The organism is Pelomonas sp. Root1217 (assembly GCF_001425705.1).
Taxonomy (GTDB): domain Bacteria; phylum Pseudomonadota; class Gammaproteobacteria; order Burkholderiales; family Burkholderiaceae_C; genus Pelomonas.
The window spans coordinates 143,868-168,561 of sequence record NZ_LMDC01000028.1; the positions used below are offsets into that span (position 1 = coordinate 143,868).

General features: G+C 65.5%; 28 protein-coding genes. 15 read left to right on the forward strand and 13 right to left on the reverse strand.

The features are described from left to right. Nucleotides 1-135: 135 nt before the first annotated feature. Nucleotides 136-402, reverse strand: a complete 267-nt coding sequence (gene rpsO, locus ASC95_RS20740; protein WP_057299620.1) for a 30S ribosomal protein S15 — start codon at nt 400-402, stop codon at nt 136-138. Between the two features lie 368 nt (nt 403-770). Between rpsO and ASC95_RS20745 the strand changes: the two genes are divergently transcribed. Then, nucleotides 771-1,166: an Hsp20/alpha crystallin family protein gene (locus ASC95_RS20745; RefSeq protein ID WP_057299621.1), complete on the forward strand. Its 396-nt coding sequence runs from the start codon at nt 771-773 to the stop codon at nt 1,164-1,166. Here ASC95_RS20745 and tsaD read toward each other — a convergent pair. The 9 genes from tsaD to uvrB form a co-directional block, all read right to left on the reverse strand. Then, nucleotides 1,163-2,206 (reverse strand): tRNA (adenosine(37)-N6)-threonylcarbamoyltransferase complex transferase subunit TsaD, encoded by a 1,044-nt coding sequence (tsaD, locus tag ASC95_RS20750; RefSeq protein WP_057299622.1) that lies wholly within the window; start codon nt 2,204-2,206, stop codon nt 1,163-1,165. The two genes, ASC95_RS20745 and tsaD, sit on opposite strands and share 4 nt — an antisense overlap. Then, nucleotides 2,203-2,541 carry an ISC system 2Fe-2S type ferredoxin gene (fdx, locus tag ASC95_RS20755; RefSeq protein ID WP_057299623.1) on the reverse strand — a complete coding sequence of 113 codons (339 nt, stop codon included), beginning with the start codon at nt 2,539-2,541 and terminating at the stop codon, nt 2,203-2,205. The genes tsaD and fdx overlap by 4 nt, the downstream gene beginning before the upstream one ends. A 12-nt stretch (nt 2,542-2,553) precedes the next feature. Then, the gene (hscA, locus tag ASC95_RS20760; protein ID WP_057299624.1) at nt 2,554-4,398 is read right to left on the reverse strand and encodes a Fe-S protein assembly chaperone HscA; all 1,845 of its coding nucleotides are present in this window, start codon (nt 4,396-4,398) and stop codon (nt 2,554-2,556) included. Between the two features lie 6 nt (nt 4,399-4,404). Then, a complete protein-coding gene (gene hscB, locus ASC95_RS20765; protein WP_057299625.1) occupies nt 4,405-4,923 on the reverse strand; it encodes a Fe-S protein assembly co-chaperone HscB in 519 nt (172 codons plus the stop codon). Nucleotides 4,924-4,982: 59 nt separating this feature from the next. Further along, complete coding sequence (gene iscA, locus ASC95_RS20770; protein WP_057299626.1) at nt 4,983-5,306, reverse strand: iron-sulfur cluster assembly protein IscA; 324 nt, start codon at nt 5,304-5,306, stop codon at nt 4,983-4,985. A gap of 4 nt (nt 5,307-5,310) precedes the next feature. Further along, nucleotides 5,311-5,703: a Fe-S cluster assembly scaffold IscU gene (gene iscU, locus ASC95_RS20775; protein WP_057299627.1), complete on the reverse strand. Its 393-nt coding sequence runs from the start codon at nt 5,701-5,703 to the stop codon at nt 5,311-5,313. Between the two features lie 19 nt (nt 5,704-5,722). Beyond that, the gene (locus ASC95_RS20780) at nt 5,723-6,943 is read right to left on the reverse strand and encodes an IscS subfamily cysteine desulfurase (RefSeq protein WP_057299628.1); all 1,221 of its coding nucleotides are present in this window, start codon (nt 6,941-6,943) and stop codon (nt 5,723-5,725) included. 28 nt (nt 6,944-6,971) lie between these two features. Beyond that, nucleotides 6,972-7,505, reverse strand: coding sequence for a Fe-S cluster assembly transcriptional regulator IscR (gene iscR, locus ASC95_RS20785; RefSeq protein ID WP_025563988.1), 534 nt, complete (start codon nt 7,503-7,505; stop codon nt 6,972-6,974). A 185-nt stretch (nt 7,506-7,690) separates the two neighbouring features. Continuing rightward, nucleotides 7,691-9,799: an excinuclease ABC subunit UvrB gene (uvrB, locus tag ASC95_RS20790; protein WP_057300443.1), complete on the reverse strand. Its 2,109-nt coding sequence runs from the start codon at nt 9,797-9,799 to the stop codon at nt 7,691-7,693. Between the two features lie 147 nt (nt 9,800-9,946). Here uvrB and ASC95_RS20795 point away from each other — a divergent pair, with 147 nt between their 5' ends. From ASC95_RS20795 to ASC95_RS20830, 8 genes are all read left to right on the forward strand, one after another. Continuing rightward, nucleotides 9,947-11,134: an amino acid aminotransferase gene (locus tag ASC95_RS20795; protein ID WP_057299629.1), complete on the forward strand. Its 1,188-nt coding sequence runs from the start codon at nt 9,947-9,949 to the stop codon at nt 11,132-11,134. Nucleotides 11,135-11,265: 131 nt separating this feature from the next. Beyond that, on the forward strand, nt 11,266-12,585 hold the full coding sequence (locus ASC95_RS20800) for a polyhydroxyalkanoate depolymerase (RefSeq protein WP_057299630.1): 1,320 nt from the start codon (nt 11,266-11,268) through the stop codon (nt 12,583-12,585). Nucleotides 12,586-12,592: 7 nt separating this feature from the next. Continuing rightward, a complete protein-coding gene (rsxB, locus tag ASC95_RS20805; RefSeq protein ID WP_057299631.1) occupies nt 12,593-13,237 on the forward strand; it encodes an electron transport complex subunit RsxB in 645 nt (214 codons plus the stop codon). 10 nt (nt 13,238-13,247) lie between these two features. Further along, nucleotides 13,248-13,889: an endonuclease III gene (gene nth, locus ASC95_RS20810; RefSeq protein ID WP_056196885.1), complete on the forward strand. Its 642-nt coding sequence runs from the start codon at nt 13,248-13,250 to the stop codon at nt 13,887-13,889. Nucleotides 13,890-13,902: 13 nt separating this feature from the next. Beyond that, nucleotides 13,903-14,112 (forward strand): hypothetical protein, encoded by a 210-nt coding sequence (locus ASC95_RS20815; protein ID WP_025563979.1) that lies wholly within the window; start codon nt 13,903-13,905, stop codon nt 14,110-14,112. Beyond that, complete coding sequence (locus tag ASC95_RS20820; protein WP_056196881.1) at nt 14,109-14,396, forward strand: cell division protein ZapA; 288 nt, start codon at nt 14,109-14,111, stop codon at nt 14,394-14,396. The genes ASC95_RS20815 and ASC95_RS20820 overlap by 4 nt, the downstream gene beginning before the upstream one ends. Before the next feature lie 219 nt (nt 14,397-14,615). Further along, a complete protein-coding gene (locus ASC95_RS20825; RefSeq protein WP_057299632.1) occupies nt 14,616-15,074 on the forward strand; it encodes an EVE domain-containing protein in 459 nt (152 codons plus the stop codon). Then, nucleotides 15,071-15,883: a sulfite exporter TauE/SafE family protein gene (locus tag ASC95_RS20830; protein ID WP_057299633.1), complete on the forward strand. Its 813-nt coding sequence runs from the start codon at nt 15,071-15,073 to the stop codon at nt 15,881-15,883. Before ASC95_RS20825 ends, ASC95_RS20830 begins: the two co-directional genes overlap by 4 nt. On the opposite strand, the gene ASC95_RS20835 is transcribed toward ASC95_RS20830, so the two are convergent. Beyond that, nucleotides 15,880-16,893: a sensor domain-containing diguanylate cyclase gene (locus ASC95_RS20835; RefSeq protein WP_157256436.1), complete on the reverse strand. Its 1,014-nt coding sequence runs from the start codon at nt 16,891-16,893 to the stop codon at nt 15,880-15,882. The two genes, ASC95_RS20830 and ASC95_RS20835, sit on opposite strands and share 4 nt — an antisense overlap. Before the next feature lie 214 nt (nt 16,894-17,107). On the opposite strand from ASC95_RS20835, the gene ASC95_RS20840 reads away from it, so the two are divergent. The 6 genes from ASC95_RS20840 to ASC95_RS20865 all read left to right on the forward strand — a co-directional run bounded on the left by ASC95_RS20840 (nt 17,108) and on the right by ASC95_RS20865 (nt 22,022). Then, a complete protein-coding gene (locus tag ASC95_RS20840; RefSeq protein ID WP_057299634.1) occupies nt 17,108-18,325 on the forward strand; it encodes an NAD(P)/FAD-dependent oxidoreductase in 1,218 nt (405 codons plus the stop codon). A gap of 165 nt (nt 18,326-18,490) precedes the next feature. Beyond that, entirely contained in the window at nt 18,491-18,703 is a 213-nt protein-coding gene (rpsU, locus tag ASC95_RS20845; protein WP_056196873.1) for a 30S ribosomal protein S21, read from the forward strand. A 108-nt stretch (nt 18,704-18,811) separates the two neighbouring features. Next, complete coding sequence (locus ASC95_RS20850) at nt 18,812-19,258, forward strand: GatB/YqeY domain-containing protein (RefSeq protein WP_057299635.1); 447 nt, start codon at nt 18,812-18,814, stop codon at nt 19,256-19,258. A gap of 9 nt (nt 19,259-19,267) precedes the next feature. Next, entirely contained in the window at nt 19,268-19,609 is a 342-nt protein-coding gene (locus ASC95_RS20855) for a TIGR01244 family sulfur transferase (protein WP_057299636.1), read from the forward strand. Nucleotides 19,610-19,746: 137 nt separating this feature from the next. Then, on the forward strand, nt 19,747-20,343 hold the full coding sequence (locus tag ASC95_RS20860) for a TRAP transporter small permease subunit (protein ID WP_057299637.1): 597 nt from the start codon (nt 19,747-19,749) through the stop codon (nt 20,341-20,343). Next, nucleotides 20,343-22,022, forward strand: a complete 1,680-nt coding sequence (locus tag ASC95_RS20865; protein ID WP_057300445.1) for a TRAP transporter large permease subunit — start codon at nt 20,343-20,345, stop codon at nt 22,020-22,022. The genes ASC95_RS20860 and ASC95_RS20865 overlap by 1 nt, the downstream gene beginning before the upstream one ends. Nucleotides 22,023-22,100: 78 nt before the next feature. Here ASC95_RS20865 and ASC95_RS20870 read toward each other — a convergent pair whose 3' ends face one another. Further along, on the reverse strand, nt 22,101-23,183 hold the full coding sequence (locus ASC95_RS20870; protein WP_057300446.1) for a TRAP transporter substrate-binding protein: 1,083 nt from the start codon (nt 23,181-23,183) through the stop codon (nt 22,101-22,103). A gap of 107 nt (nt 23,184-23,290) precedes the next feature. After that, nucleotides 23,291-24,658 (reverse strand): metalloprotease PmbA, encoded by a 1,368-nt coding sequence (pmbA, locus tag ASC95_RS20875; RefSeq protein ID WP_057300447.1) that lies wholly within the window; start codon nt 24,656-24,658, stop codon nt 23,291-23,293. Between the last annotated feature and the right edge of the window lie 36 nt (nt 24,659-24,694).

Sequence of the window (24,694 nt, forward strand, 5' to 3'; positions counted from 1 at the left end):
CCATTCCAGGGCGGTTCGGTGAAGAGCCGTCTTGGAATGATCCGACACCACGTCAGCTCGGTTCCGGTAGTTAAATGGACAAAGAGCCTGTACTGGGCGAATGGACCAGACAGGCTCCTCGTGGAAGGAAGCGAATTACTTGCGCAGACCCAGCTTGGCGATCAGCGCGACATAACGGCTGGAATCGACGCGCTTCAGGTAGGCCAACAGGCTCTTGCGAGTGTTGACCATCTTCAGCAGACCGCGGCGGCCGTGGTGGTCCTTGGCGTGGGTCTTGAAGTGGGGGGTCAGATCGTTGATGCGGGCAGTCAGCAGGGCGACCTGGACTTCCGGCGAGCCGGTGTCATTGGCGCTGCGGGCATTGGCCTTGACGATCTCGGCCTTCTTTTCGGCGATGGACATTTGTTTTCCAAAAGGTTTCGGAAGTCCGGCCGGGCGAGACGCACTACTGGAGCGCTGCCGCAGACGGTTTCCGGGTTGACTTGCGGACACGGGGGAAACCGCCCCGAGCCGTGCTTGACGTTCTGCTTGCGCAAAACCAGCGGATTCTAGCCTAAAGCGCCAGAAGTCCCCAACTTGCTGCAGACCAAGCGGGCGGACGTGGGGCTCTCCCAAGGGGTTTCAAGAGACCAGGCCGCCCTGCCCTGCGAATGCGTGACTTCTCTGCATCAACTCGAGAAAGGCTCTTGAAGCGCTGCCTCGCCGCCACATCTCCGGGTCATCGGGTGCTGCTCCCGACCGGTTCAGCAGCGCAACCACTGGAGTTACCCATGTTCTATCTGACTCATCCCCGCCAAGTCGTCCGCGCCCTGCGCCAGTTCGATGCCGACAGCAACGCTGCCCGTACCCCGGCGCTGGACGTCTCCGAGGACGACAAGGCCTACCGCGTCACCGTCGACATGCCTGGCGTGGCCAAGGAAGCCGTCAAGGTTCGCGTTGAAGGCCGCCGCGTCAACGTCGAGACCGTCACGCCGGAAAGCGAAGCCGCCACCGACGGCTCGCGCCTGCTGTACAGCGAGCGCCGCGCCGCCCGATACGCCCGCAGCTTCTCGCTGCCGGTCGAGATCGACCAAGGTCAATCGGAAGCCCGCTTCGAGAACGGCGTGCTGACCTTGAACCTGGTCAAGCGTGTCGCCGAAAACGGTGGCCAGCTGACCGTCCTCTAAGCCGCAGACAGATCCCAGCGGGGGCGGACTGCAAAGCCGCCGTCCTGGCTGGGATGGGCCAGGCCGCGCTGCACGCGCAGCGCGGCGGCCATTGCGATCATGGCGCCGTTGTCGGTGCAAAGAGCCAGCTCGGGGTAGTGCACGCGCACGCCCCGTTTGGCGCATGCAGCGTTCAACTGCTCACGCAGCTTCGCGTTGGCACCGACGCCACCGGCGACGACGAGGCGCTTCAGGCCGGTCATCTTCAAGGCCAGCAGCGACTTCTTCACCAGCACTTCGACGATGGCTTCCTGCGTCGCCGCAGCGAGGTCGGCCTTGGTCTGCTCGCAGGGCGAGTCACCGATCTTCTTGACCTGCGTCAGCACCGCCGTCTTCAGGCCGGCAAAGCTGAAATCCGGCTTGCCGCTGTGCAGCAGCGGGCGCGGCAGCGCAAAGGCTTCCGGGTTGCCGAACTCGGCCATGCGCGCCAGATGCGGGCCGCCGGGATAAGGCAGGCCCAGCAGCTTGGCGCTTTTGTCGAAGGCCTCGCCCGCGGCGTCGTCGATGGTCTCGCCCAGGATCTCGTAGCTGCCGACGTCGCCCACCCGCATCAGCTGCGTGTGGCCGCCGCTGACGAGCAGCGCGACGAAGGGAAACTCCGGCGGATCGGCCGACAGAAAGGGCGACAGCAGATGCCCTTCAAGGTGGTGAATGGGCAGGGCCGGCACATCCAATGCCGCAGCCAGCGACACCGCCACGCCAGCGCCCACCAGCAGCGCGCCTGCAAGGCCCGGGCCTTGTGTGTAGGCGATGAGGTCGACGTCCTGCAGCGACAGGCCGGCCTGCGACAGCACCAGTCGCGTCAGCGGCAGCACGCGGCGCACGTGGTCGCGCGAGGCCAGCTCGGGCACGACGCCGCCGTAGGCCTGGTGCATGGTGATCTGGCTGTGCAGCGCCTGCGCCACCAGCCGCGGCGGCGCATCGCCTGCCACCTCGACAAGCGCCACCCCGGTCTCGTCGCAGGACGACTCGAAACCCAGGATGCGCTGAACGGCTGTCACTTGCCTTCCTTGGCGTGGTTGATCGAGTACTTGGGAATCTCGACCGTGACGTCCTGCTGGCGCAGCAGCGCCTGACAGGACAGGCGCGAGTCGGGCTCCAGCCCCCAGGCGCGGTCCAGCATGTCCTCTTCATCTTCTTCCATCTCGCTCAGCGAACGGCCGCCCTCGCGCACGATGACGTGGCAGGTCGTGCAGGCACAGACCTGGTCGCAGGCATGCTCGATGTGGATGTCGTTGGCCAGCAGCGCTTCGCAGATCGACGTGCCGGGGGCTGCGGTGATGCTGGCGCCGTCGGGGCAGTACTCGGCGTGCGGGAGGATCTTGATGACGGGCATGTCGTTGTTCTCTTAAAGGGCCGAGACGTTGCGGCCGGTCAGCGCGCGGGCGATGGAACGGTTCATGCGCTCGGCGGCAAAACCTTCGGTCGCCTCGGCCAGCGCCCTGACGGCCGCATCGATGGCATCGGCATCGCCGTCCATCCTTGCCAGGGCAAACAGGCGCGCCTCTAACTCCTCACGCTCGGCTGCGGGCAGCAGATCGCCGTCGGCGGCCAACGCGCTGCGTGTGGCGAGGACCATGCGCTCGGCCTCGACCTTGGCCTCGCGCAACTTGCGCGCCGCCATGTCGCCCTCGGCGCTGGCAAAGCCGTCCTTCAGCATGTTGGCAATTTCATCATCACCGAGGCCGTAGCTGGGCTTGACGGTGATGGCCGCCTGCACGCCTGAAGTCAGCTCCTCGGCAGACACGTTCAGCAGCCCGTCGGCATCGACCTGGAAGCTGACGCGGATGCGCGCCGCACCGGCCACCATGGGCGGGATGCCGCGCAGCTCGAAGCGCGCCAGCGAACGGCATTCGCTGACCAGCTCGCGCTCGCCCTGCACGACATGGATGGCGAGCGCGGTCTGGCCATCCTTGAAGGTCGTGAAGTCCTGGGCCTTGGCGACCGGGATGGTCGAGTTGCGCTCGATGACGCGCTCGACCAGGCCACCCATGGTTTCGAGCCCCAGCGACAGCGGGATCACATCTAGCAGCAGGATCTCGCCGTCGGAGGCATTGCCGGCGAGCTGGTTGGCCTGGATAGCGGCGCCCAGCGCAACGACCTCATCCGGGTTCAGGTTGGTCAGCACCTCGCGGCCGAACAGCTCGCTCACCGCGCTGCGAACGATGGGCATGCGCGTGGAGCCGCCGACCATGACCGTGCCCACCACGTCGGCCGCCTTGACCTTGGCGTCGCGCAGCACGCGCTTCACCGAAGACAGGGTCCTGGCGATCAACGGCTGGGCGAGCTCTTCGAATTGAGCGCGGGTGACGGTCACACGCAGTTCGCCGGCATCCAGCGCGGCCACCAGTTCGGTCGAGTCCGCGTCAGACAGGGCCTCCTTGGCGGCACGCGCCGCGACGAGGACAGCGCGCTTGTCGTGGGCCGATTCCATGGCACGGCCCGCGAGCGCCCAGTCGGCCAGCACGCGATCGAAGTCGTCGCCCCCCAGGGCCGCATCGCCGCCCGTCGCGACAACCTCGAACACGCCGCGCGTCAGGCGCAGCAGCGAGATGTCAAAGGTGCCGCCGCCCAGGTCGTAGACGGCGTAGAGGCCTTCGCTAGCGTTGTCCAGGCCGTACGCAATCGCGGCGGCGGTAGGCTCGTTGATGAGGCGCAGCACCTTCAGGCCGGCCAGCTCGGCAGCGTCCTTGGTGGCCTGGCGCTGGGCATCGTCGAAATAGGCGGGCACCGTGATCACGGCGCCGAACAGGTCATCGGCGAAGCTGTCCTCGGCGCGGAAACGCAGCGTCGCGAGGATTTCGGCAGATACCTCGACCGGGCTCTTCACGCCATCACGCGTGGCGATGGCCAGCATGCCGGGGCGGTCCTCGAACTGATAGGGCAGGTGTTCGCGGTTGGCCACGTCAGCCAGGCCACGGCCCATGAAGCGCTTGACCGAGACGATGGTGTTCTCGGGATCCTCGGCCTGGGCAGCAAGCGCATCGGCGCCGATCTGGCGGCGGCCTTCGGGCAGGTAGCGCACGGCGGACGGCAGGATCACGCGGCCTTGCTCGTCGGGCAGGCATTCGGCCACGCCGTGGCGGACGGCCGCGACGAGGGAATGCGTCGTGCCGAGGTCGATGCCGACGGCGATGCGGCGCTGGTGCGGGTCGGGTGACGCGCCGGGTTCGGAGATCTGAAGGAGGGCCATTTTTTTTTAGGCGTCAAGCGCGGCGAGGCGTTGATCGATATCGGCGCGGAAGCGCTGGATGAACATCAGCGCGCGGACCTGGGATGCAGCGGCCGGCGCGTCGCCAGCCTCGTCGAGCAGGCGTTGCACAGCTGCCAGTGCAGCGGCTTGCGCATGGGCCGCCTCGTCATCAAGGGCCGTCAGCGCGCCCTCGTCGCTGGCGTCGTCCAGCGCCTCACGCCATTCCATCTGCTGCATCAAAAAGGACGACGGCATGGCCGTGTTGTTTTCGGCCTGCAGGGGTGCGCCGCGCAGCTCACAAAGGTAGGCGGCGCGCTTGAGCGGGTCCTTCAGGCGCTGGTGGGCCTCGTTCACGCGCATGGCCCACTGCATGGCCAAACGCTGGGCGGCAGCGCCTTCAGAGGCGAAGCGGTCCGGGTGGACTTCGGCCTGCAGCGACTTCCAGCGCGCGTCGATGTCGGCGCGGACCTGAGCCTGCTGCTCAGGCAGGCCGAAGAGTTGGAAGTCGTTGTCGGTGAGGCGCATGGCGGGTGGAAAAGCAAAAGGCGCGGTTCACACCGCGCCTGTCGTCGAGTCAGCGGGTTTCAGACACGGAAGGACTCACCGCAGCCGCACTTGTCCTTCTCGCGCGGGTTGCGGAACTTGAAGCCTTCGTTCAGGCCTTCGCGGACGAAGTCCAGCTCGGTGCCGTCGAGGTAGGGCAGGCTCTTGGGGTCGATGAGGATCTTGACCTCATGGCCTTCGAAGACCACATCCTCGGGCGCCACGTCGTCGGCGTACTCCAGCTTGTAGGCCAGGCCCGAGCAACCCGTCGTCTTCACGCCCAGGCGAACGCCCACGCCCTTGCCGCGCTTGGCGATGTAGCGCTTCACGTGGCGGGCGGCGGCTTCGGTGAGGGTGACGGACATGGACTCAGGCGACGCTTGCGTGCTTGGCGCGGTAGTCGTCCACCGCGGCCTTGATGGCGTCTTCGGCCAGGATGGAGCAGTGGATCTTGACCGGCGGCAGGGCCAGTTCTTCAGCGATGTGCGTGTTCTTGATCGTCAGCGCCTCATCCAGGCTCTTGCCCTTGACCCATTCGGTCACGAGCGAGCTGGAGGCGATGGCCGAACCGCAGCCATAGGTCTTGAACTTGGCGTCCTCGATCAACCCCGTGGCCGGGTTGACCTTGATCTGCAGCTTCATCACGTCGCCGCAGGCCGGGGCGCCGACCATGCCGGTGCCGACGTCATCGTCGCCGTTGTCGAACTTGCCGACGTTGCGGGGGTTCTCGTAGTGGTCAACGACCTTTTCGCTGTATGCCATGGTGTTCTCCTTGCCGCGCTCAGTGAGCGGCCCACTGGATGGTCGAAATGTCGACACCATCCTTGTACATATCCCACAGCGGGGACAGCTCGCGCAGCTTGGCCACGCGGTCCGTCAGCACGCTGATGGCGTAGTCGATCTCTTCTTCGGTCGTGAAGCGGCCGATCGTCATGCGCAGCGAGCTGTGCGCCAGCTCGTCGCTGCGCCCCAGGGCGCGCAGCACATAGCTGGGCTCGAGGCTGGCCGACGTGCAGGCCGAGCCCGACGACACCGCCAGGCCCTTCACGCCCATGATCAGGGACTCGCCCTCCACATAGTTGAACGAGATGTTCAGGTTGTGCGGCACGCGGTGCTCGAGGTCACCGTTGATGAAGGTCTGCTCGATGCCGGACAGCCCCTTGATCAGCTTGATGTGCAGCGCGCGGATGCGCTCGTTCTCGGTACCCATCTCCTCGCGGGCGATGCGAAAGGCCTCGCCCATGCCGACGATCTGGTGCACGGGCAGCGTGCCCGAGCGCATGCCGCGCTCGTGGCCACCGCCATGCATCTGCGCTTCCAGGCGCACGCGCGGCTTGCGTCGCACGTACAGCGCGCCGATGCCCTTGGGGCCGTAGCTCTTGTGCGAGGCCAGGCTCATCAGGTCGATGGGCAGCTTGGCCATGTCGATCTGGACCTTGCCGGTGGCCTGGGCCGCATCGACGTGGAAGATGACGCCGCGCTCACGGCATAGGTTGCCCAACGCGACCACGTCCTGGATGACGCCGATCTCGTTGTTGACGAACATGACCGAGGCCAGGATGGTGTCCGGGCGCAGCGCGGCCCTGAACACTTCCAGGTCCAGCAGGCCGTTTTCCTGCACGTCGAGATAGGTCACCTCGAAGCCCTGGCGCTCCAGCTCACGCATGGTGTCGAGCACAGCCTTGTGCTCGGTCTTCACCGTGATCAGGTGCTTGCCGCGCGTCTTGTAGAACTGGGCGGCGCCCTTGAGTGCCAGGTTGTTGGACTCCGTGGCGCCGGACGTCCAGACGATCTCACGTGGGTCAGCCCCGATCAGCTCGGCGACCTGCACACGCGCCTTCTCGACTGCCTCTTCCGCTTCCCAGCCCCAGGCGTGGCTGCGTGAAGCCGGGTTGCCGAAGTGTTCGCGCAACCAGGGAATCATCGCGTCCACCACGCGGGGATCGCACGGCGTCGTCGCGCCGTAGTCGAGGTAGATCGGGAAGTGCGGGGTCATGTCCATGGAACGACTTCTTTTGAGTTCTTCTGACTTACTTGCTGAACGCGCCACCCAGGGCGAAGACCGAGTTCGGCGCCGTCACGCGGATGGGCTTGAGCACCGGCTGGCTGGAGATGGCCCGCTTGACCGGCGCCGCCTCGACCTCGAAGCCCTTGGCCAGTTGTTCGTCGGCCAGCTTGCGCAGGGAGACGGAATCGAGGTACTCGATCATCTTGGCGTTCAGGTTGGTCCAGAGTTCATGAGTGATGCAGCGGCCGCTGTCCTCGCCCATGCAGTTTTCCTTGCCGCCGCAGCCGGTGGCGTCGAGCGCCTCGTCCACGGCGACGATGATGTCCGCGACGGTGATGTCCTCAGCCTTGCGGCCCAGCGAGTAACCGCCACCCGGGCCGCGGGTGCTTTCCACCAGTTCATGGCGGCGCAGCTTGCCGAAGAGCTGCTCCAGGTAGGAGAGCGAAATCTGCTGCCGTTGGCTGATCGCCGCCAGGGCCACGGGGCCCGTATTCTCGCGCAGCGCCAAGTCCAGCATCGCGGTGACTGCAAACCGGCCTTTGGTAGTGAGACGCATAAAAACTCCTTAGCGAGTGGCACGACCAGGATTTGTCCTGGACAAACGATTTCGGGTTAACCCGGGCACTCCTGGACAATACCCGAGCGAATCATTTCCGATGATTTTACTCGACTACTCCGCCACGTCCTATGGCCGTGAGGTATCCCTAGGTTTCGGCAGGTTTTTGCTGCGCCGCAGTACTCTCAACGAGGCGAACCCGCCTTTCGGGCACTGTCCAGGGGCACGATGTTGTCGTGCACGCGCGCGCCAAAGGCCTGTTCCCGCAGTTGCCCCAGCTGGTCGCGGATGCGGGCCGCCTGTTCGAACTCAAGGTTGCGGGCGTGCTCCAGCATCTGCTTCTCGAGCTGGGCGATGCGTTTGGCCAGATCCTTCTCCGACATGTCCTCCACCTTGGCCGCTGCCAGCAATTTGGCGTCATCGCGGCCAGATTCGGCGGAATAGACGCCGTCGATCAGGTCCTTGATGCGCTTTTGCACGCTGCGCGGCGTGATGCCGTTTTCCTCGTTGAAGGCGATCTGCTTGGCGCGGCGACGCTCGGTCTCGCTGATGGCCTTGCGCATCGACTCGGTGATGCGGTCGCCGTAGAGGATGGCCTTGCCGTTCAGGTTGCGCGCGGCGCGGCCGATGGTCTGAATCAGGCTGCGCTCGGCGCGCAGGAAGCCTTCCTTGTCGGCGTCCAGGATGGCCACCAGCGACACCTCGGGAATGTCCAGGCCTTCGCGCAGCAGGTTGATACCCACCAGCACGTCGAAGGCGCCCAGGCGCAGGTCGCGCAGGATCTCGACGCGCTCCACGGTGTCGATGTCCGAGTGCAGATAGCGCACCTTGACGCCGTTGTCGCCCAGGTAGTCGGTCAGCTGCTCGGCCATGCGCTTGGTCAGCGTCGTGATCAGCACACGCTCGCCGACTTCAACACGCAGGCGGATCTCCTGCAGCACGTCGTCGACCTGGTGCGTGGCGGGACGCACTTCCACCAGGGGATCGACCAGGCCCGTCGGTCGCACCACCTGCTCGACCACCTGGCCGGCATTGTCCTGCTCGTACTGCGCGGGCGTGGCCGAAACGAACACAGCCTGGCGCATCTTGCGTTCGAACTCGGCGAACTTCAGCGGCCGGTTGTCCAGCGCCGACGGCAGGCGAAAGCCGTACTCGACCAGCGTCGTCTTGCGCGCCCGGTCGCCGTTGTACATGCCGCCGAACTGGCCGATCAGCACATGGCTCTCGTCCAGGAACATGATGGCGTCCTTGGGCAGGTAGTCCACCAGCGTCGGCGGCGGGTCGCCCGGCTGGGCGCCCGACAGATGGCGCGTGTAGTTCTCGATGCCCTTGCAGTGGCCCACCTCCTGCAACATCTCCAGATCAAACCGTGTGCGCTGCTCGACGCGCTGGGCCTCGACGAGCTTGCCCTCCTTGACGAAGAAGTCGACGCGCTCGCGCAGCTCCGCCTTGATGGCATCCGTCGCTGCCAGCACCCGGTCCCGCGGCGTCACGTAATGGCTGCTCGGGTAGACCGTGAAGCGCGGGATCTTCTGGCGGATCTGCCCGGTCAGCGGGTCGAACAGCGACAGGGTCTCTATCTCGTCGTCGAACAGCTCGATGCGGATGGCCAGCTCGGAGTGCTCGGCCGGGAAGACATCGATGGTGTCGCCCCGCACGCGGAAGTGCCCGCGCACGAACTCCATCTCGTTGCGCGTGTACTGCATGCGGATCAGGTGGGCGATGACGTCGCGCTGGCCCATCTTGTCGCCGACCCTCAGCGTCATCACCATCTGGTGGTAGTCGCTCGGGTTGCCGATGCCGTAGATGGCCGAGACGGAGGCGACGATCACCACGTCGCGCCGCTCCAGCAGGCTTTTGGTGCAGGACAGGCGCAGTTGCTCGATGTGCTCGTTGATCGCGCTGTCCTTCTCGATGAACAGGTCGCGCTGCGGCACATAGGCCTCAGGCTGGTAGTAGTCGTAGTAGCTGACGAAATACTCGACGGCGTTGTTCGGAAAGAAATCCCGGAACTCGCTGTAGAGCTGCGCCGCCAGCGTCTTGTTGGGGGCAAAGATGATGGCCGGCCGCCCCAGGCGGGCGATGACATTGGCCATCGTGAAGGTCTTGCCCGAACCCGTCACGCCCAGCAGCGTCTGGTAGCTCAGGCCGTCGTTGATGCCCTCCACCAGCTGCGCGATGGCGGTCGGCTGATCCCCGGCCGGCGGGAAAGGCTGGAACAGCTGGAACGGCGAGCCTTCGAAGCTGACGAATTCGCCCTTGCGTTCCTCCGAGTCACTTTCGGAGCCAGGCATGGCGTTCAAGGCTTCTTGCATGGGGAATTCCCTGGGTTCGGCGGCAAAATTGCTGCACTGCATGTGCGATGCAGAACCAGTCAGGTTAGCGCAGACCCTGATTCTTCAAGCCTCCCCTACTGCCAACGTCCTTTCAGGAATCCCGTCATGTCTTTGTTCGCCGATGTCGCCCTTGCCCCCCGTGATCCCATCCTCGGCCTGAACGAGCAGTTCAACGCCGACACCCGCCCCGGCAAGGTCAACCTCGGCGTCGGCGTCTATTACGACGAGAACGGCAAGCTGCCGCTGCTGAAATGCGTCCGCGAGGCCGAAGCCGCCATGGCTGCCGCGCCCAAGCCGCGCGGCTACCTGCCGATCGATGGCATCGCCGCCTATGACAAGGCGGTGCAGAAGCTCGTCTTTGGCAGCGAGCTGAAGAACGTCGCCACCGTGCAGGCCATCGGCGGCACCGGCGCGCTGAAGATCGGCGCCGACTTCCTCAAGCAGCTCAACCCGGCCTCCAAGGTGCTGATCTCCGACCCGAGCTGGGAAAACCACCGCGCCCTGTTCACGCAGGCCGGCTTCACGGTCGAGGCCTACCCCTACTACGACGCCGCCAAGAAGGGCATCGACTTCGACGGCATGCTGGCCGCGCTGAATGCCGCGCCGGCCGGCACCGTCGTCGTGCTGCACGCCTGCTGCCACAACCCCACCGGCTACGACATCACCGCCGAGCAATGGGCCCAGGTGGTCGCCGCTGTCAAGACGAAGGGCCTGACGCCCTTCCTGGACATGGCCTACCAGGGCTTCGGCTTCGGCTTGAAGGAAGACGGCGAGGCGGTGCGTCAGTTCATGGCCGCCGGCGTCGGCTTCTTCGTGTCGACCAGCTTCTCCAAGAGCTTCTCGCTGTACGGCGAGCGCTGCGGCGCGCTGAGCGTCGTCTGCAGCAGCGACGAGGAAGCCGTGCGCGTGCTGTCGCAGCTGAAGATCATGATCCGCACCAACTATTCCAACCCGCCCACGCATGGTGCCCAGGTCGTCGCCCAGGTGCTGTCCGACGACAAGCTGCGCGCGCTTTGGGAGGAGGAACTGGCCGGCATGCGCGTGCGCATCAAGGCCATGCGCGGCGCGCTGGTCGCCGCGCTGAAAGCTGCCGGCGTGACCCAAGACCTGTCCTTCGTCACTGAGCAACTGGGTATGTTCAGCTACTCGGGCTTGAACGCCACCCAGATGCAGCGTCTGCGCAGCGAGTTCGGCGTCTATGGCGTGGACTCTGGCCGCATCTGTGTCGCCGCACTGAATGAGGGCAATCTGCCCACCGTCGCCAGCGCGATGGCGGCGGTCATCAAGGGCTGAAAGCCCTTCAACGCACCAGCCAAGTGCGCAGGATTGGCGGTTTGACCGCCCATCCGATGCTGCAGCGCACAAGGCCGAAAGCGTTTTCTGGCACCATCGGGGCGTCCCGGCCCCTAGTTCAAGGTTTGCCAATGCTGTATCAGTTCTTCGAAACCCAGCGCGCGCTGCTCAGTCCCTTCTCTGAGTTCGCAGCCGCGTCGGCCAAGCTCTACAGCCACCCGCTGTCACCGTTCACCCACACGCCGATGGCGCAGCGCCTGTCCGCCGGCCTGGACTTGATGCACCGCCTGGCCAAGGATTACGAAAAGCCCGAGTTCGACATCAAGTCCGTGGAAGTCGACGGCGTCGACGTCGCGGTGCAGGAGCTGGTGGCGCTCGAGAAGCCGTTCTGTCGCCTGCTGCGCTTCAAGCGCTACACCGACGACCTCAAGGTGTTGGCCAAGATGAAGGACCAGCCTACGGTGCTCGTCGTGGCGCCGCTGTCGGGCCACCACAGCACGCTGCTGCGCGAGACCGTCAAGCAGCTGCTGAAGGACCACAAGGTCTACATCACCGACTGGACCGACGCGCGCATGGTGCCGCTGGAAGTCGGCCCCTTCCACCTGGACGACTACATCCACTACGTGCAGGAGTTCATCCGCCACGTCGGCGGCGCCGACAGCCATGTGATCTCCGTCTGCCAGCCCACCGTGCCTGTGCTGGCTGCCATCTCGCTGATGGCCAGCGCCGGTGAAGCCACGCCGCGCAGCATGACCATGATGGGTGGCCCCATCGACGCCCGCAAGAGCCCGACGGCCGTCAACAACCTGGCCATGAACCGCAGCTACAGCTGGTTTGAGAACAACGTCATCTACCGCGTGCCGACCAACTTCCCCGGCGCTGGCCGCGAGGTCTACCCGGGCTTCCTGCAGCACACCGGCTTCGTGGCGATGAATCCGGACCGCCACCTGTCCTCTCATTACGACTACTTCCTGGACCTGGTGCGCGGCGATGATGACAGCGCTGAAGCCCACCGCAAGTTCTACGACGAATACAACGCCGTGCTGGACATGCCTGCCGAGTACTACCTCGACACCATCAAGACCGTCTTCCAGGACTTCGCGCTGGTGAACGGCACCTGGGCAGTCGACGGCCACTTCGTGCGCCCGCAGGACATCAAGACCACCGCGCTGCTGACTGTCGAGGGCGAGCTGGACGACATCTCTGGCGCCGGTCAGACCAAGGCGGCACACGACATCTGCTCGGGTGTTGCCAAGCAGCACCAGTACCACTACGACGCCATTGGCGCCGGCCATTACGGCATCTTCTCGGGCCGCCGCTGGCGCGAGAAGGTCTATCCCGAAGTGCGCGACTTCATCGCCAAATACGAAGCTGCGCCGCTGAAGAAGACCGCCAAGGTGGCAGTGGCCAAGACCACAGCCAAGCCGGCAGCCCGCAAGCGAAAGGCTTGAATCCAGCGTGAACCTCGCGGAGCTGATCGACGCCGCACTGCCGCAGACCCAATGCACTCGCTGCGGCTACCCGGACTGCCGCCGCTACGCCGACGCCATCACCGCGGGTGAGGCCGAGATCAACCAATGCCCTCCTGGCGGTGCAGAGGGCATTGCACGACTCGCCGCGATCACCGGACGCCCTGGCCTGCCATTGAATCCCGTCAACGGCATTGAAGCCACGCGTGGCGTCGCCGTCATCGACGAAGCCTGGTGCATCGGCTGCACCCTCTGCATCAAGGCCTGCCCGGCCGACTGCATCGTCGGGGCGCCCAAAGCCATGCACGTGATCGTCACTGCTCAGTGCACCGGCTGCGAACTGTGCGTACCGGCCTGCCCGGTCGACTGCATCTCCATGCCCGAGGTCACCACTGCCACCGGCTGGGCGGCCTGGAGCCCGCCGCAGGCCGCCGAGGCGCGCGAGCGCTACGCCTTTCGCCAGTTCCGCCGCCATCGCGAAGCCGAAGAGAACGCGGCGCGCCTGGTTGTCAAGGCCGAAGCCAAGCTGGCGGACCTGCCGACGGCATCTGCGATCACCGACCCCGCGCAGCTCGACCGCAAGCGCGCGGCCATTGAAGCCGCGCTTGCCCGCGCCAGAGCCAAACGGACATGACAATCGCGGCATGAACGCGAGCCAAGTCGAACGCTTCTTCGCCATCCTCAAGGCTGCCAACCCGGCGCCCCAGACCGAACTGGAGTTCACCAGCGTCTTCGAGTTGCTGACCGCCGTGCTGCTGTCCGCCCAGGCCACCGACGTTGGTGTCAACAAGGCCACCAGGCGCCTGTTCGCGGTTGCCAACACACCCGCGCAGATCCTCGCCCTTGGCCAGGAAGGCCTCGAGTCGTACATCAAGACCATCGGCCTGTACCGCAGCAAGGCCAGGCATCTGCTGCAGACCTGTCGCATGCTGATCGACCTGCATGGCGGCGAAGTGCCACGCTCACGCCCCGATCTCGAAGCCTTGCCTGGTGTCGGCCGCAAGACGGCCAACGTCGTGCTCAACGTTGCTTTTGGCGAGCCGACGATGGCGGTTGACACGCACATCTTCCGCGTCAGCAACCGCACCGGCCTCGCACCAGGCAAGACGCCGCTGGCCGTCGAGCTGGGCTTGCTGGACCGCGTGCCAACCGACTATCTGGTTGACGCCCATCACTGGCTGATCCTGCACGGCCGCTATGTCTGCCAGGCGCGCAAGCCACTGTGCAATGTTTGCGCGGTCATCAACGAATGCGACTACGGCCGGAACCTAAAATCCGCCGCCTGAACCCTCACACGCCATGGCCCAACTCAGCGACCTCACCGAACGCGTCGAACGCCTGCTGCTGCGCCACGACGAACTGACCCGAACCAACACCCTGCTGCTCGAGCAGGTGGCGGCCCTCACGCAGGAGCGCGACAGCCTGCGCTCGCGGCTGAATGCGGCGCGAGCGCGCGTCGACGCGCTGCTGGAGCGCCTGCCCGTCGAGACGCCCAAGGAAGACGCATGAAGCAGATGGAAGTGACCATCATGGGCCAGAGCTATCTGCTCGGCTGCCCCGAAGGCGGCGAGGCTGCATTGAGCTCCGCCGTGGCCCAGGTGGACCGCGAGATGAGCGCCATCCGCGACGCCGGCAAGGTCAAGGCACGCGAACGCATCGCCGTATTGGCCGCGCTGAACCTGGCCTATCAGCTCGCCGACACCTCGCGTGAGACGCCGGTGTCAACGCCCGAAATCGATACCCTCGTCAAGCGCCTGGATGAAGCACTCGGTCACGACGGGCAGCTGCTCTAAGACTTAGAATTCACGCCGTCCACCGCTTTCCCCGGGGCTTTATTTCCTTCATCCGATGCTCTATGAGCAAGGGCTTGGAACATGCCGGACGGGCGTGATCGTCTCGCGTCAGATGAACCCGAAGTCCGGCTGACCTCGCCCACCTGATTACCCCTGGGTGTTCAGGATCTCGGCCCCCCGGATTGCGGTGGACACCTTCTTCCCGCTTAGCATCAGCTGATGAACTACTGGCTGATGAAATCAGAGCCCGACGAGGCTTCGATCCTCGACCTGCAACGCGCCGGCACTTTGCCATGGACGGGCGTTCGCAACTACCAGGCGCGCAACTTCATGCGCGACGACATGCAAGTGGGCGATGGCGTGCTCTTTTATCACTCCTCCTGCCCTGAGCCTGGCATCGCCGGGCTCGCCGAGGTCAGCAGCGCGGCCTATCCGGATGCGACGCAGTTCGACGCGAGCAGCCATTACTACGACGCCAAGTCCAAGCCCGAGGCACCGCGCTGGGTCCATGTTGACGTGCGCTGGCGCGAGACGACGCGGTTGCTGAGCCTGAAGGAAATGCGCGAGGCGCCGGAGCTCGCGTCGATGCGCGTGTTGGAGCGCGGCAGCCGGCTGTCGATCACGCCGGTCACGCCGGCCGAATGGCAAGCCGTGTTGAAGCGCCTGCACGGCAAATGACAGCCACCCTCGCCGCGGAACTGCTCGCACTCGGCCTCGCGGCTGGCTTCCTCGCGGGATTGCTCGGCATCGGCGGCGGCATGCTGATGGTGCCCATCCTGACCTTCATCCTGAGCCAGCGCGGCGTCGAGCCGGGCCTGGCGGTCAAGATAGCCATCGCGACGTCCATGGCCACCATCATGTTCACGTCGCTGTCCAGCGTGCGCGCCCATCACCAGCGCGGCGCGGTGCGCTGGGATCTCGTCAAGGGCTTGGCGCCCGGCATCCTCATCGGCGGCCTGCTGGCGGGTGCCGGCCTGTTCGCCCTTCTCAAAGGCGCCTGGCTGGCCTTGGTCTTCGCCGCATTCGTCAGCTTTTCGGGTTGGCAGATGCTGCGCAACAAGCGCCCGGCGCCCAGCCGGCAGATGCCTGGCACGACCGGCCAGTTCAGTGCGGGCGCGGGAATCGGCCTGCTTTCGGGCATGGTGGGGGCTGGTGGCGGCTTTGTCAGCGTGCCCTTCATGGTCTGGTGCAATGTGCCGGTGCACCTCGCCGTCGCGACAAGCGCCGCCCTGGGCTTCCCGATCGCAGTCGCGAACACGCTTGGCTACGTCATTGGTGGTTGGGGGCTGACGCCAGCCCTGCCGGGATCGGTGGGCTACCTCTATTTGCCAGCGCTGGCGTTGATTGCCGTGGCCAGCGTGACGATGGCACCGCTCGGCGCACGCGCGGCCCATGCCATGGACGTGGCTCAGCTGAAAAGGGTCTTCGCGATGCTGTTGTTCGCGCTCGCGGCCTACATGCTCTACAAGGGGCTGTCGGAGCTTTAGCCGAAGGCAATGGACGCCAGCACGACCTGGTTGCCACCGCGGCGCTGCGCCTCGTGGACGGCCGCTTCGCTGGCGGCCATCAGCTCGTCCTGGCGCGAGGCGGTATGCGGGAAGCTGGACACGCCCATCGAGATGGACAAGCCCAGGTCCTGGCCATTCAACACGACGATCTGGGCCGCGCACTGGCGGCGCAGTTGCTCCATGCGTGCATGGGCCGTCGCCAGGCCCACGCCGGACAGCAGCACCGCAAAGCGCTGCGGCCCAATGCGGCAGGCCGAGTCCATCGCCCGCGTGTTGGCGCGCAGCATGCGACCGATGCCCTCGAGCAGGCGCTGCTGGGCGTCATCACCCAGGCCGGTGATGGCCGGCGAGGCATCCAGCGCAATGATGACGAGAGCGAACTCACGATGCTCACGCGAAGACAGGTCGATTTCACGCAACAACTGGTCGTCGAACTGCGCCCGCATGTAGAGGCCCGAAACATCGTCCCGCCCTGAGCCCTGCTGGAGCTCGCGGCGGATCTGCTCGATGGAGGACTGCTGCTGCTCGATCTGGGCCAAGGCGCGCTGCAGATGAGCCTCGCGGTGGCGCTCCTCGGTGCGCTCATGCCATACGGAGAGCAGGAAGTCGGCACTCAGAGCCAGCCGGGTGACGCTGAACTCGCGGCGGCGGCCGTTGATTTCCAGCTTGTGCTCGCTGACGACCGGGTGACGCTGGGCCATGACCGTCTGCTCGACACGGCGCAAGGCCGTCGTCTCGTCAGCCTTGAGCAACTCGGCGTCCGTGTGGCCGACCACCGCTTCACGCTCGAACATCTGCGCCAGGCCTGTGCTCGCAAACACGTATCGGCCGGTGGACATCGCCTTGATCGCCGCCTGGCTGCCCAGGGGTTCGATCAACGAGATGAGGCCGGCCAGCGTCTCGCCGCCCAGCTCTCCGTGGCCTGCCAGCCAATGCGCCAGGCTGCCGGGCGGCGGCTGCATCGCGGTCTGGTCAGCGGTCATGTCCATGAGATCGTTGTGATGCCATCGTGTATTCGCGGCGCAATGCCGCGAATACCAAAGGTGTCGGGGGACTGTAGTGGGGCCAAAGCAGCACCAGCAAGGCCGTGCCACCCCATGAATCGGGCCTCCCCCCTAGAAGACCCTTTTGCTACCCGGCGTGAATCCTAACGAGTTTCGATGCGCCCACCCACGACAATGCCGCCCCATTCACGGGAGGTCTATGCGGGGATTCGATGCGGTGGTGGTGGGCGCGGGGGCGGCAGGGCTGTTCTGTGCTGGCCTTGCGGGCCAGCGGGGTCTCAAGGTACTGCTGATCGACCACTCGCCCAAGCTGGCCGAAAAAATTCGTATCTCCGGCGGCGGCCGGTGCAATTTCACGAATCGCGAGGCCGGGCCGGCCAATTTCCTGTCCGAAAACCCCGCCTTCTGCCGCTCAGCCCTGGCCCGCTACACCCCGCAGGACTTCATCAAGCTCGTGCAGGGCTACGGCATCGCCTTCCACGAGAAGCACAAGGGCCAGTTGTTCTGCGACGACTCCGCTGAGCAGATCATCCAAATGTTGGTCAAGGAATGCGAGGCGGGCGGCGTGACGCGCTGGCAGCCCTGCACGGTGGCGGACGTGCGCAGGCTGCCCGAAGGCGGGTTCGAACTGGATACCAGCCAGGGCCCGGTGCTGACGCCGCGCGTCGTCGTCGCGACTGGCGGGCTGCCCGTGCCAAAGATCGGCGCCAGCGACTGGGGCCTGCGACTGGCCAAGCGCTTCGAGCACGCCATCGTGGAGCCGCGCCCGGCGCTGGTGCCTTTGACCTTCGATGCGGACGCCTGGGCGCCCTTCGCCGCCTTGGCTGGGTTGTCGTTGCCGGTGGAAGTCAGCGTTGGCAGTGGCAAAGCGCGCACGCGGTTCCTCGAAGACCTGCTGTTCACACATCGCGGCCTCAGCGGCCCGGCCATCCTGCAGATCTCAAGCTACCGCGCCGATGATCAGGCACTGCAGCTCAATCTGGCGCCCGATCTCCAACTGGAGAAGGAACTTGTCCAGGCCAAGGCCACCTCACGGCGCCAGCTCGGCAACGAATTCGCGGCACGCCTGCCGCAGCGCCTGGCGGCCGCCTGGCTTGAGCGCGCAAACCTGGATGCCACCAAACCGCTGGCCGACTGCCGCGACGCCGACCTGCAGCGCCTGGGCCGCAGCGTGCACGAGTGGCAGTTGATGCCCGACGGCGACGAGGGTTGGCGCAAGGCCGAAGTCATGCGCGGTGGCGTCAGTACCAAGGAACTGAGTTCGCAGACGCTCGAGAGCAAGCGCGTCCCGGGCCTGTATTTCATCGGTGAAGTCGTGGACGTGACCGGCTGGCTGGGCGGCTACAACTTTCAATGGGCGTGGGCCAGTGCAGCTGCCTGCGCCCGGGCCATGGCGGACACCGCCACAACAGCTTGAGCGAATCTTGGCAAGTCGTTGATTTTCTGGCTACAATCCCCGGCTTTGCTGGCAAACCTGCGCGTCGATTCGCTGCACTTCTCGAAGAAGACTCAAGAGAAGCAGTAATCCGGAACCTGCTGCTGATCCCAGCCGCGAACACCGAGCGCAATCTGAAGGAAATAAATGACCACCATCCGCGTCAAGGAAAACGAGCCGTTCGACGTCGCCCTGCGCCGTTTCAAGCGCACCATCGAAAAACTGGGTCTGCTGACCGAACTGCGCGCCCGCGAGTTCTACGAGAAGCCCACCGCCGAGCGCAAGCGCAAGAAGGCTGCCGCCGTCAAGCGCCATTACAAGCGTGTGCGCAGCATGCAGCTGCCCAAGAAGCTGTTCTGATCGTCTCTGACGCGACCCGGAGCCTGTTTCCATAGCAGCTCCGATTGACACCAAAACCCGCCACAGGACGCTGTCGCGGGTTTTTGTTTTTTTCATACCCTCTACGCCATGAGCCTCAAAGACCGCATCACCGAAGACATGAAGGCCGCGATGCGCGCCAAGGAAGCCGACCGCCTGCTGACCATCCGCGGCCTGCTGGCTGCCGTGAAGCAGAAGGAAGTGGACGAGCGCGTCGTCGTGGACGACACCGCCCTGGTGGCCATCGTCGACAAGCTGATCAAGCAGCGCAAGGACTCCATCAGCCAGTTCGCCGCTGCCGGCCGCGACGACCTGGTCGCCAAGGAAACCGCCGAACTGGCCGTGCTGCAGGCCTATCTGCCCGAGCGCCTGTCAGCCGAGGCCGTGGCGGAGAAGGTCGGAGCAATCGTCGCCGAGCTGGGCGCGAGCGGCCCCAGCGACATGGGCAAGGTCATGGCAGCAGCAAAGGCCGCCCTCGGCGGCATGGCCGAAATGAGCACGGTCTCAAGCGCGGTCAAGGCCGCGCTGGCCAAGTAAGGAGACTCCATGAGCCTGCCGATGCAAGCCATCGCCCCCGACATCTGCGCCGCCCCTCAGCTGACGCCCGAAGCCATGGCCGAAGCGGCGGTGATGGGCTTCAAGAGCGTCGTCAACAACCGGCCCGATTTCGAGCACGGCCCCGACCAGCCGACGTCAGCCGCCATCCAGGCTGCTGCTGAGGCTGCTGGCCTGGAATACCGCCATCTGCCGGTGGCCGGCGGCTACCAGTCGCCGGAAGAGATCGCCGCCTTCGCCGATCTGCTGGCCGAGTTGCCCCGCCCGCTGCTGGTCTTCTGCCGCTCGGGCGCCCGTTCGACGCGCCTGTTCTTGCAGGCACAGCAACTCTGAACCTCCAAAACTCGCCGGGGTTTACCCGGTCCGAGCGCTGGCCGTAAGGGAAACGCGGCCAGGTCTCCGTACAGTGTCGCCCGCTGTGGCCTGCGGATTCGTCCGCCGACCTTTTCGATTCGAATGACGGAGACGACGTGTCCCTATTACTCCAAATATCCCGCGCCATCGACCGGCTCAATGAATGGGTCGGGCGCTGGGTCTCCTGGCTGGTGCTCGCTGCCGTGCTGATCAGTGCGGGCAATGCGGTCGTGCGCAAGGTGTTCAACAACAGCTCCAATGCGCTGCTCGAGATCCAGTGGTACCTGTTTGCGGCGGTCTTCCTGCTCGCCGCCGGCTACACCCTGCTGCGCCAGGAGCATGTGAAGATCGACGTGGTGCTGGGCCGCTTCTCCAAGCGCACCCAGATCAAGATCGAGATCTTCGGCATCCTGGCCTTCCTGCTGCCGTTTGCCGCAACCGTGATCACGCTGGTCTGGCCCCTGGTGGTGAAGGCCTATGTCAGTGGCGAGGTGTCGGGCAATGCCGGCGGCCTGATCCGCTGGCCGGTGTTCGCGCTGGTGCCCGCCGGCTTCGCGCTGCTGGCCCTGCAAGGCCTGTCCGAGCTGATCAAGCGCCTGGCCTTTCTGCAAGGCCTCATCGACGATCCCACACGCAAGGCCCAGGCCAAATCGGCTGAAGAGGAACTGGCCGAAGCCATCCGCGCCCAGGCCGCGGCGGGAGGCCAGAAGTGATCGAGTTCCTGCAAGCCAACATGGCACCACTGATGTTCGGTGGCCTGATCGTCTTCCTGCTGATGGGCTATTCGGTGGCCTTCTCGCTGGCCGCCGCCGGCCTGGCCTTCGGCTTCATCGGCGTCGAACTCGGCCTGCTGCCCGCGACGCTGATGCAGGCCTTGCCGCTGCGCATCTTCGGCATCATGCAGAACGACACGCTGCTGGCCATTCCCTTCTTCACCTTCATGGGGCTGATCCTGGAGCGCTCGGGCATGGCCGAGGACCTGCTCGACACCATCGGCCAGCTGTTCGGCCCCATCCGCGGCGGCCTGGCCTATGCGGTGATCCTCGTCGGCGCGATGCTGGCCGCCACCACCGGCGTGGTCGCCGCGTCAGTGATCTCGATGGGCCTGATCTCCCTGCCGATCATGCTGCGCTACGGCTATGACCGGCGCCTCGCCTCGGGTGTCATCGCGGCATCCGGCACGCTGGCCCAGATCATCCCGCCCAGCCTGGTCCTGATCATCATGGCCGACCAGCTCGGTCGCAGCGTCGGCGACCTCTACAAGGGCGCCTTCATTCCCGGCTTCGTGCTGACCGGCCTGTATGTCGGCTACGTGCTGCTGGTCACGCTGATCAAGCCCCACTGGGCCCCCGCCCTGCCGGCCGAGGCCCGCACCATCCGCGAAGACAACGGCGACGCGGGCCTGCGCTCGCTCGGCCTGCTGACGCTGCTGTCGGTGGGATGCGCGATCGCCTTCGCTCGCAGCCGCCCCGAAGGCACGCCGACCGACGAGCTCATCGTCACGTCGATGTGCGTGGGCGTGGGCATCGCCTTCGTCCTCGCCGTCGTCAACCGGGTGCTGGGCCTCAAGCTGCTGTCCAAGATGGCCGAAAAGGTCACCTTCGTGCTGATCCCGCCGCTGGCGCTGATCTTCCTGGTGCTGGGCACGATTTTCCTGGGCATCGCGACGCCGACGGAAGGCGGCGCCATGGGCGCGGTGGGCGCGCTGGCCATGGCCCTGGTGCGCCGGCGCCTGTCCATGCCGCTGCTGCGTCAGGCCATGGACTCGACGATGAAGCTGTCCTGCTTCGTCGTCTTCATCCTGCTCGGCTCGACGGTGTTCTCGCTGAGCTTCCAGGGTGTCGACGGCCCGCTGTGGGTGGAGCATCTGCTGTCGGGCCTGCCCGGCGGGCAGCTCGGCTTCCTCATCGTCGTCAATCTGCTGATCTTCTTCCTGGCCTTCTTTCTCGACTTCTTCGAGCTGTCCTTCATCGTCGTGCCCCTGCTGGCGCCGGTGGCCGAGAAGCTGGGCATCGACCTGGTCTGGTTCGGCGTGCTGCTGGCGGTCAACATGCAGACCTCCTTCATGCACCCGCCCTTTGGCTTTGCGCTGTTCTACCTGCGCAGCGTTGCCCCCACCGAGGATTTCAAGGACAAGCTGACCGGCCGGTTGACTCCACGCGTGACGACGGGCCAGATCTACTGGGGCGCGGTGCCTTTCGTCGGCATCCAGATCATCATGATCGGCCTCGTGATCGCCTTCCCCAATCTGGTCTCTGGCGGGTTGGACAAGAAGATCGAGATCGACACCAGCAAGGTCATCCTCGAAGCCCAGCCGGCCGAGGAGAAGAAGGACATCGACATGAACCAGCTCTTCGGCCTGCCCGAGGCCGCCAGCGCCGCCTCGAAATAAGCTGCGCTCCAAAAAAGCAAAGCCCCGCGGCCAGCCGCGGGGCTTTCTTGTGGGCGGGGCGTCAGCCCCAAGCCGAACTCAGAGCTTCTGCGATTGCATGAAGTCGTCGAAGCCCGCCTCCGCGAAGCGGAACCACAGGTTCTGGTCGCGGCGGAAGTTGGCCATGTCCTCGTAGACCTTCTTCCAGTTGGCGTTCTTGGCCGACAACTCGCCGTAGATGGCCATGGATTCCTTGAAGGCAGCGTCCATGACGTCCTTGGGGAAACGGAACAGCTTGGTGCCGGAGCCCACCAGCTGCTTCAGCGCGCCAGGGTTCTTGGCGTCGTACTTGGCCTGCATGTCGACGTGGGCGACGTGCGTGGCCGCTTCAAGGATGGCCTTGTACTCGGCGCTCAGCGAGTCATAGGCCTTGGTATTGACGTAGAAGTCCAGCTGCGGGCCGCCTTCCCACCAGCCGGGGTAGTAGTAGTTGGGGGCGACCTTGTTGAAGCCCAGCTTCTGGTCGTCGTAGGGGCCCACCCACTCGGCCGCGTCGATGGTGCCCTTTTCCAGCGCCGAGTAGATCTCGCCGCCCGGGATGTTCTGCGGCACGCCGCCCATGCGCTCGAGCACCCGGCCGGCGAAGCCGCCGATGCGCATCTTCATGCCCTTGATGTCGGCGACGCTCTTGATTTCCTTGCGATACCAGCCGCCCATCTGCGCGCCGGTGTTGCCACCCATGAAGTTGATGATGTTGTAGTTGCGATAGAACTCGCGCATCAGCTTCAGGCCGTTGCCCTCCACCATCCAGGCCGTCATCTGGCGGCTGTTCAGGCCGAAGGGCACGGCGCAGCCGAGGGCGAAGGTCTCGTCCTTGCCGAAGAAGTAATAAGGCGCCGTGTGCGCAATCTCCACCGTGCCGGCCTGCACGCCGTCGACGACACCGAAAGCGGGCATCAATTCGCCACCCGCGTGGATGGAGATCTGGAACTTGCCTCCAGTCATCTCGGCCACTTTCTTGGACATCACGTCGGCCGCGCCGAAGATGGTGTCCAGCGACTTCGGGAAGCTTGACGCGAGGCGCCAGCGCACTTGCGCCTGGGCATGCACGACAGCCGGCGCAGCGCCTGCAGCCAGCACGCCAGCCAGGCCGGCGTGGCGCACGAAGGAACGGCGTTCCATGGTCATAGATGTCTCCTGTTTTCGGGGTTTGCGAAGAGAAAAATGCTGCGCGATTCTAGGAATCGCCTCGCCACCGGTTGGCCGGGATTTACCCAGGCGCTGACGCTTCAGCTCCCTGCCAGCTTCATGCCGGTGACCAGTACCGAGCCGATGGTCTTGGTGCCCATCGTGTACTCGTCAGCGCCGATGCCGACGATGTTGTTCAGCATGTCCTTCAGGTTGCCAGCAATGGTGACCTCATGCACCGGGTAGGCGATCTCGCCGTTCTCGACCCAGTAGCCGCTGGCGCCGCGCGAATAGTCGCCGGTCACGTAGTTGACGCCCTGCCCCATCAGCTCGGTGACGAGCAGGCCGCGACCGAGGCGCCGGATCATTGTCGGCAGGTCGTCGCCAGGCGCAGTCGCGCGGCTGCTCATGCGCAGGTTGTGCGAACCGCCGGCGTGGCCCGTGGTCTTCATGCCCAGCTTGCGCGCCGAGTAGCTGGACAGGAAATAGCCCTGCAGCACGCCACCTTCCACCACCGAGCGCGAGCGTGTCACGACACCTTCGTCGTCGAAAGGTGAGCTGCCCTTGCCCTTCTTCACATGCGGATCCTCGGAAATGTCGATATGCGGCGCCATGACGGACTTGCCCAGGCTGTCGAGCAAGAAGGTAGTGCGGCGGTACAGCGCGCCGCCGCTGGTGGCCTGCACCAAGGCGCCCAGCAGGCCGATCGCCACCGTGCTCTCGAACAGCACCGGCACCTCGGCCGTGGCCACCTTGCGCGCCTTCAGGCGGGACAGCGCCCGCTCCGACGCGTAACGGCCCACCGCCTCGGGCGAGGCCAGGTCGGCGGCGTCGCGCATGGAGCTGTACCAGGCGTCGCGTTGCATGCCCGCACCGCGGCCCGCAATCGGCGCAACCGACAACGAATGGCGAGAGCTGGCATAGCCACCGCGGAAGCCGCGGGTGTTGCCCATCCAGAAGTGTGATTGCTGGGCCGAGACGGCGGCACCTTCGCTGTTGGTGATGCGCTTGTCCACGCCCAGCGCCGCAGCTTCACAGCGCAATGCGATCTCGGCCGCCGCGGCAGCGTCAATCGCCCAGGGATGGAAAAGATCCAGCTCGGGGCGCTGCGCTGCGTCCAGGGCCAGGTCGGCCGCATCGGGCAGGCCGGCGAACTCGTCCTCGGCGGTAAAGCGGGCAATGTCATAGGCCGCTCGCACCGTGTCGCGGATGGCCTGGGGCGAGAAATCCGAGGTGCTGGCATTGCCACGGCGCTGGCCGAGGTAGACCGAGATGCCCAGCGACTTGTCGCGGTTGCGCTCCACGTTCTCGAGCTGCCCCAGGCGGGCCGAAACCGACAGGCCGCAGCCCTCGGACACTTCGGCGCCGGCATCGCTGGCGCCCAGTTTCTTCGCCTCTGACAACGCGTCCTCGATCCACTGCTGGAACTGCTCGGGGCTGTAGGCGAAACCGTCTTGGGCTTGGGACATGAATACGAGGCAAATCGAGTGGGCGACAATCATAGG

Excerpts from the sequence above, each read along its gene's own strand:
- rpsO (WP_057299620.1), bottom strand. The coding sequence starts at position 402 with ATGTCCATCGCCGAAAAGAAGGCCGAGATCGTCAAGGCCAATGCCCGC.
- ASC95_RS20745 (WP_057299621.1), top strand. The coding sequence starts at position 771 with ATGTTCTATCTGACTCATCCCCGCCAAGTCGTCCGCGCCCTGCGCCAG.
- fdx (WP_057299623.1), bottom strand. The coding sequence starts at position 2,541 with ATGCCCGTCATCAAGATCCTCCCGCACGCCGAGTACTGCCCCGACGGC.
- hscA (WP_057299624.1), bottom strand. The coding sequence starts at position 4,398 with ATGGCCCTCCTTCAGATCTCCGAACCCGGCGCGTCACCCGACCCGCAC.
- hscB (WP_057299625.1), bottom strand. The coding sequence starts at position 4,923 with ATGCGCCTCACCGACAACGACTTCCAACTCTTCGGCCTGCCTGAGCAG.
- iscA (WP_057299626.1), bottom strand. The coding sequence starts at position 5,306 with ATGTCCGTCACCCTCACCGAAGCCGCCGCCCGCCACGTGAAGCGCTAC.
- iscU (WP_057299627.1), bottom strand. The coding sequence starts at position 5,703 with ATGGCATACAGCGAAAAGGTCGTTGACCACTACGAGAACCCCCGCAAC.
- ASC95_RS20780 (WP_057299628.1), bottom strand. The coding sequence starts at position 6,943 with ATGGACATGACCCCGCACTTCCCGATCTACCTCGACTACGGCGCGACG.
- iscR (WP_025563988.1), bottom strand. The coding sequence starts at position 7,505 with ATGCGTCTCACTACCAAAGGCCGGTTTGCAGTCACCGCGATGCTGGAC.
- uvrB (WP_057300443.1), bottom strand. The coding sequence starts at position 9,799 with ATGCCTGGCTCCGAAAGTGACTCGGAGGAACGCAAGGGCGAATTCGTC.
- ASC95_RS20795 (WP_057299629.1), top strand. The coding sequence starts at position 9,947 with ATGTCTTTGTTCGCCGATGTCGCCCTTGCCCCCCGTGATCCCATCCTC.
- ASC95_RS20800 (WP_057299630.1), top strand. The coding sequence starts at position 11,266 with ATGCTGTATCAGTTCTTCGAAACCCAGCGCGCGCTGCTCAGTCCCTTC.
- nth (WP_056196885.1), top strand. The coding sequence starts at position 13,248 with ATGAACGCGAGCCAAGTCGAACGCTTCTTCGCCATCCTCAAGGCTGCC.
- ASC95_RS20815 (WP_025563979.1), top strand. The coding sequence starts at position 13,903 with ATGGCCCAACTCAGCGACCTCACCGAACGCGTCGAACGCCTGCTGCTG.
- ASC95_RS20820 (WP_056196881.1), top strand. The coding sequence starts at position 14,109 with ATGAAGCAGATGGAAGTGACCATCATGGGCCAGAGCTATCTGCTCGGC.
- ASC95_RS20825 (WP_057299632.1), top strand. The coding sequence starts at position 14,616 with ATGAACTACTGGCTGATGAAATCAGAGCCCGACGAGGCTTCGATCCTC.
- ASC95_RS20830 (WP_057299633.1), top strand. The coding sequence starts at position 15,071 with ATGACAGCCACCCTCGCCGCGGAACTGCTCGCACTCGGCCTCGCGGCT.
- ASC95_RS20835 (WP_157256436.1), bottom strand. The coding sequence starts at position 16,893 with ATGGACATGACCGCTGACCAGACCGCGATGCAGCCGCCGCCCGGCAGC.
- ASC95_RS20840 (WP_057299634.1), top strand. The coding sequence starts at position 17,108 with ATGCGGGGATTCGATGCGGTGGTGGTGGGCGCGGGGGCGGCAGGGCTG.
- rpsU (WP_056196873.1), top strand. The coding sequence starts at position 18,491 with ATGACCACCATCCGCGTCAAGGAAAACGAGCCGTTCGACGTCGCCCTG.
- ASC95_RS20850 (WP_057299635.1), top strand. The coding sequence starts at position 18,812 with ATGAGCCTCAAAGACCGCATCACCGAAGACATGAAGGCCGCGATGCGC.
- ASC95_RS20855 (WP_057299636.1), top strand. The coding sequence starts at position 19,268 with ATGAGCCTGCCGATGCAAGCCATCGCCCCCGACATCTGCGCCGCCCCT.
- ASC95_RS20870 (WP_057300446.1), bottom strand. The coding sequence starts at position 23,183 with ATGGAACGCCGTTCCTTCGTGCGCCACGCCGGCCTGGCTGGCGTGCTG.
- pmbA (WP_057300447.1), bottom strand. The coding sequence starts at position 24,658 with ATGTCCCAAGCCCAAGACGGTTTCGCCTACAGCCCCGAGCAGTTCCAG.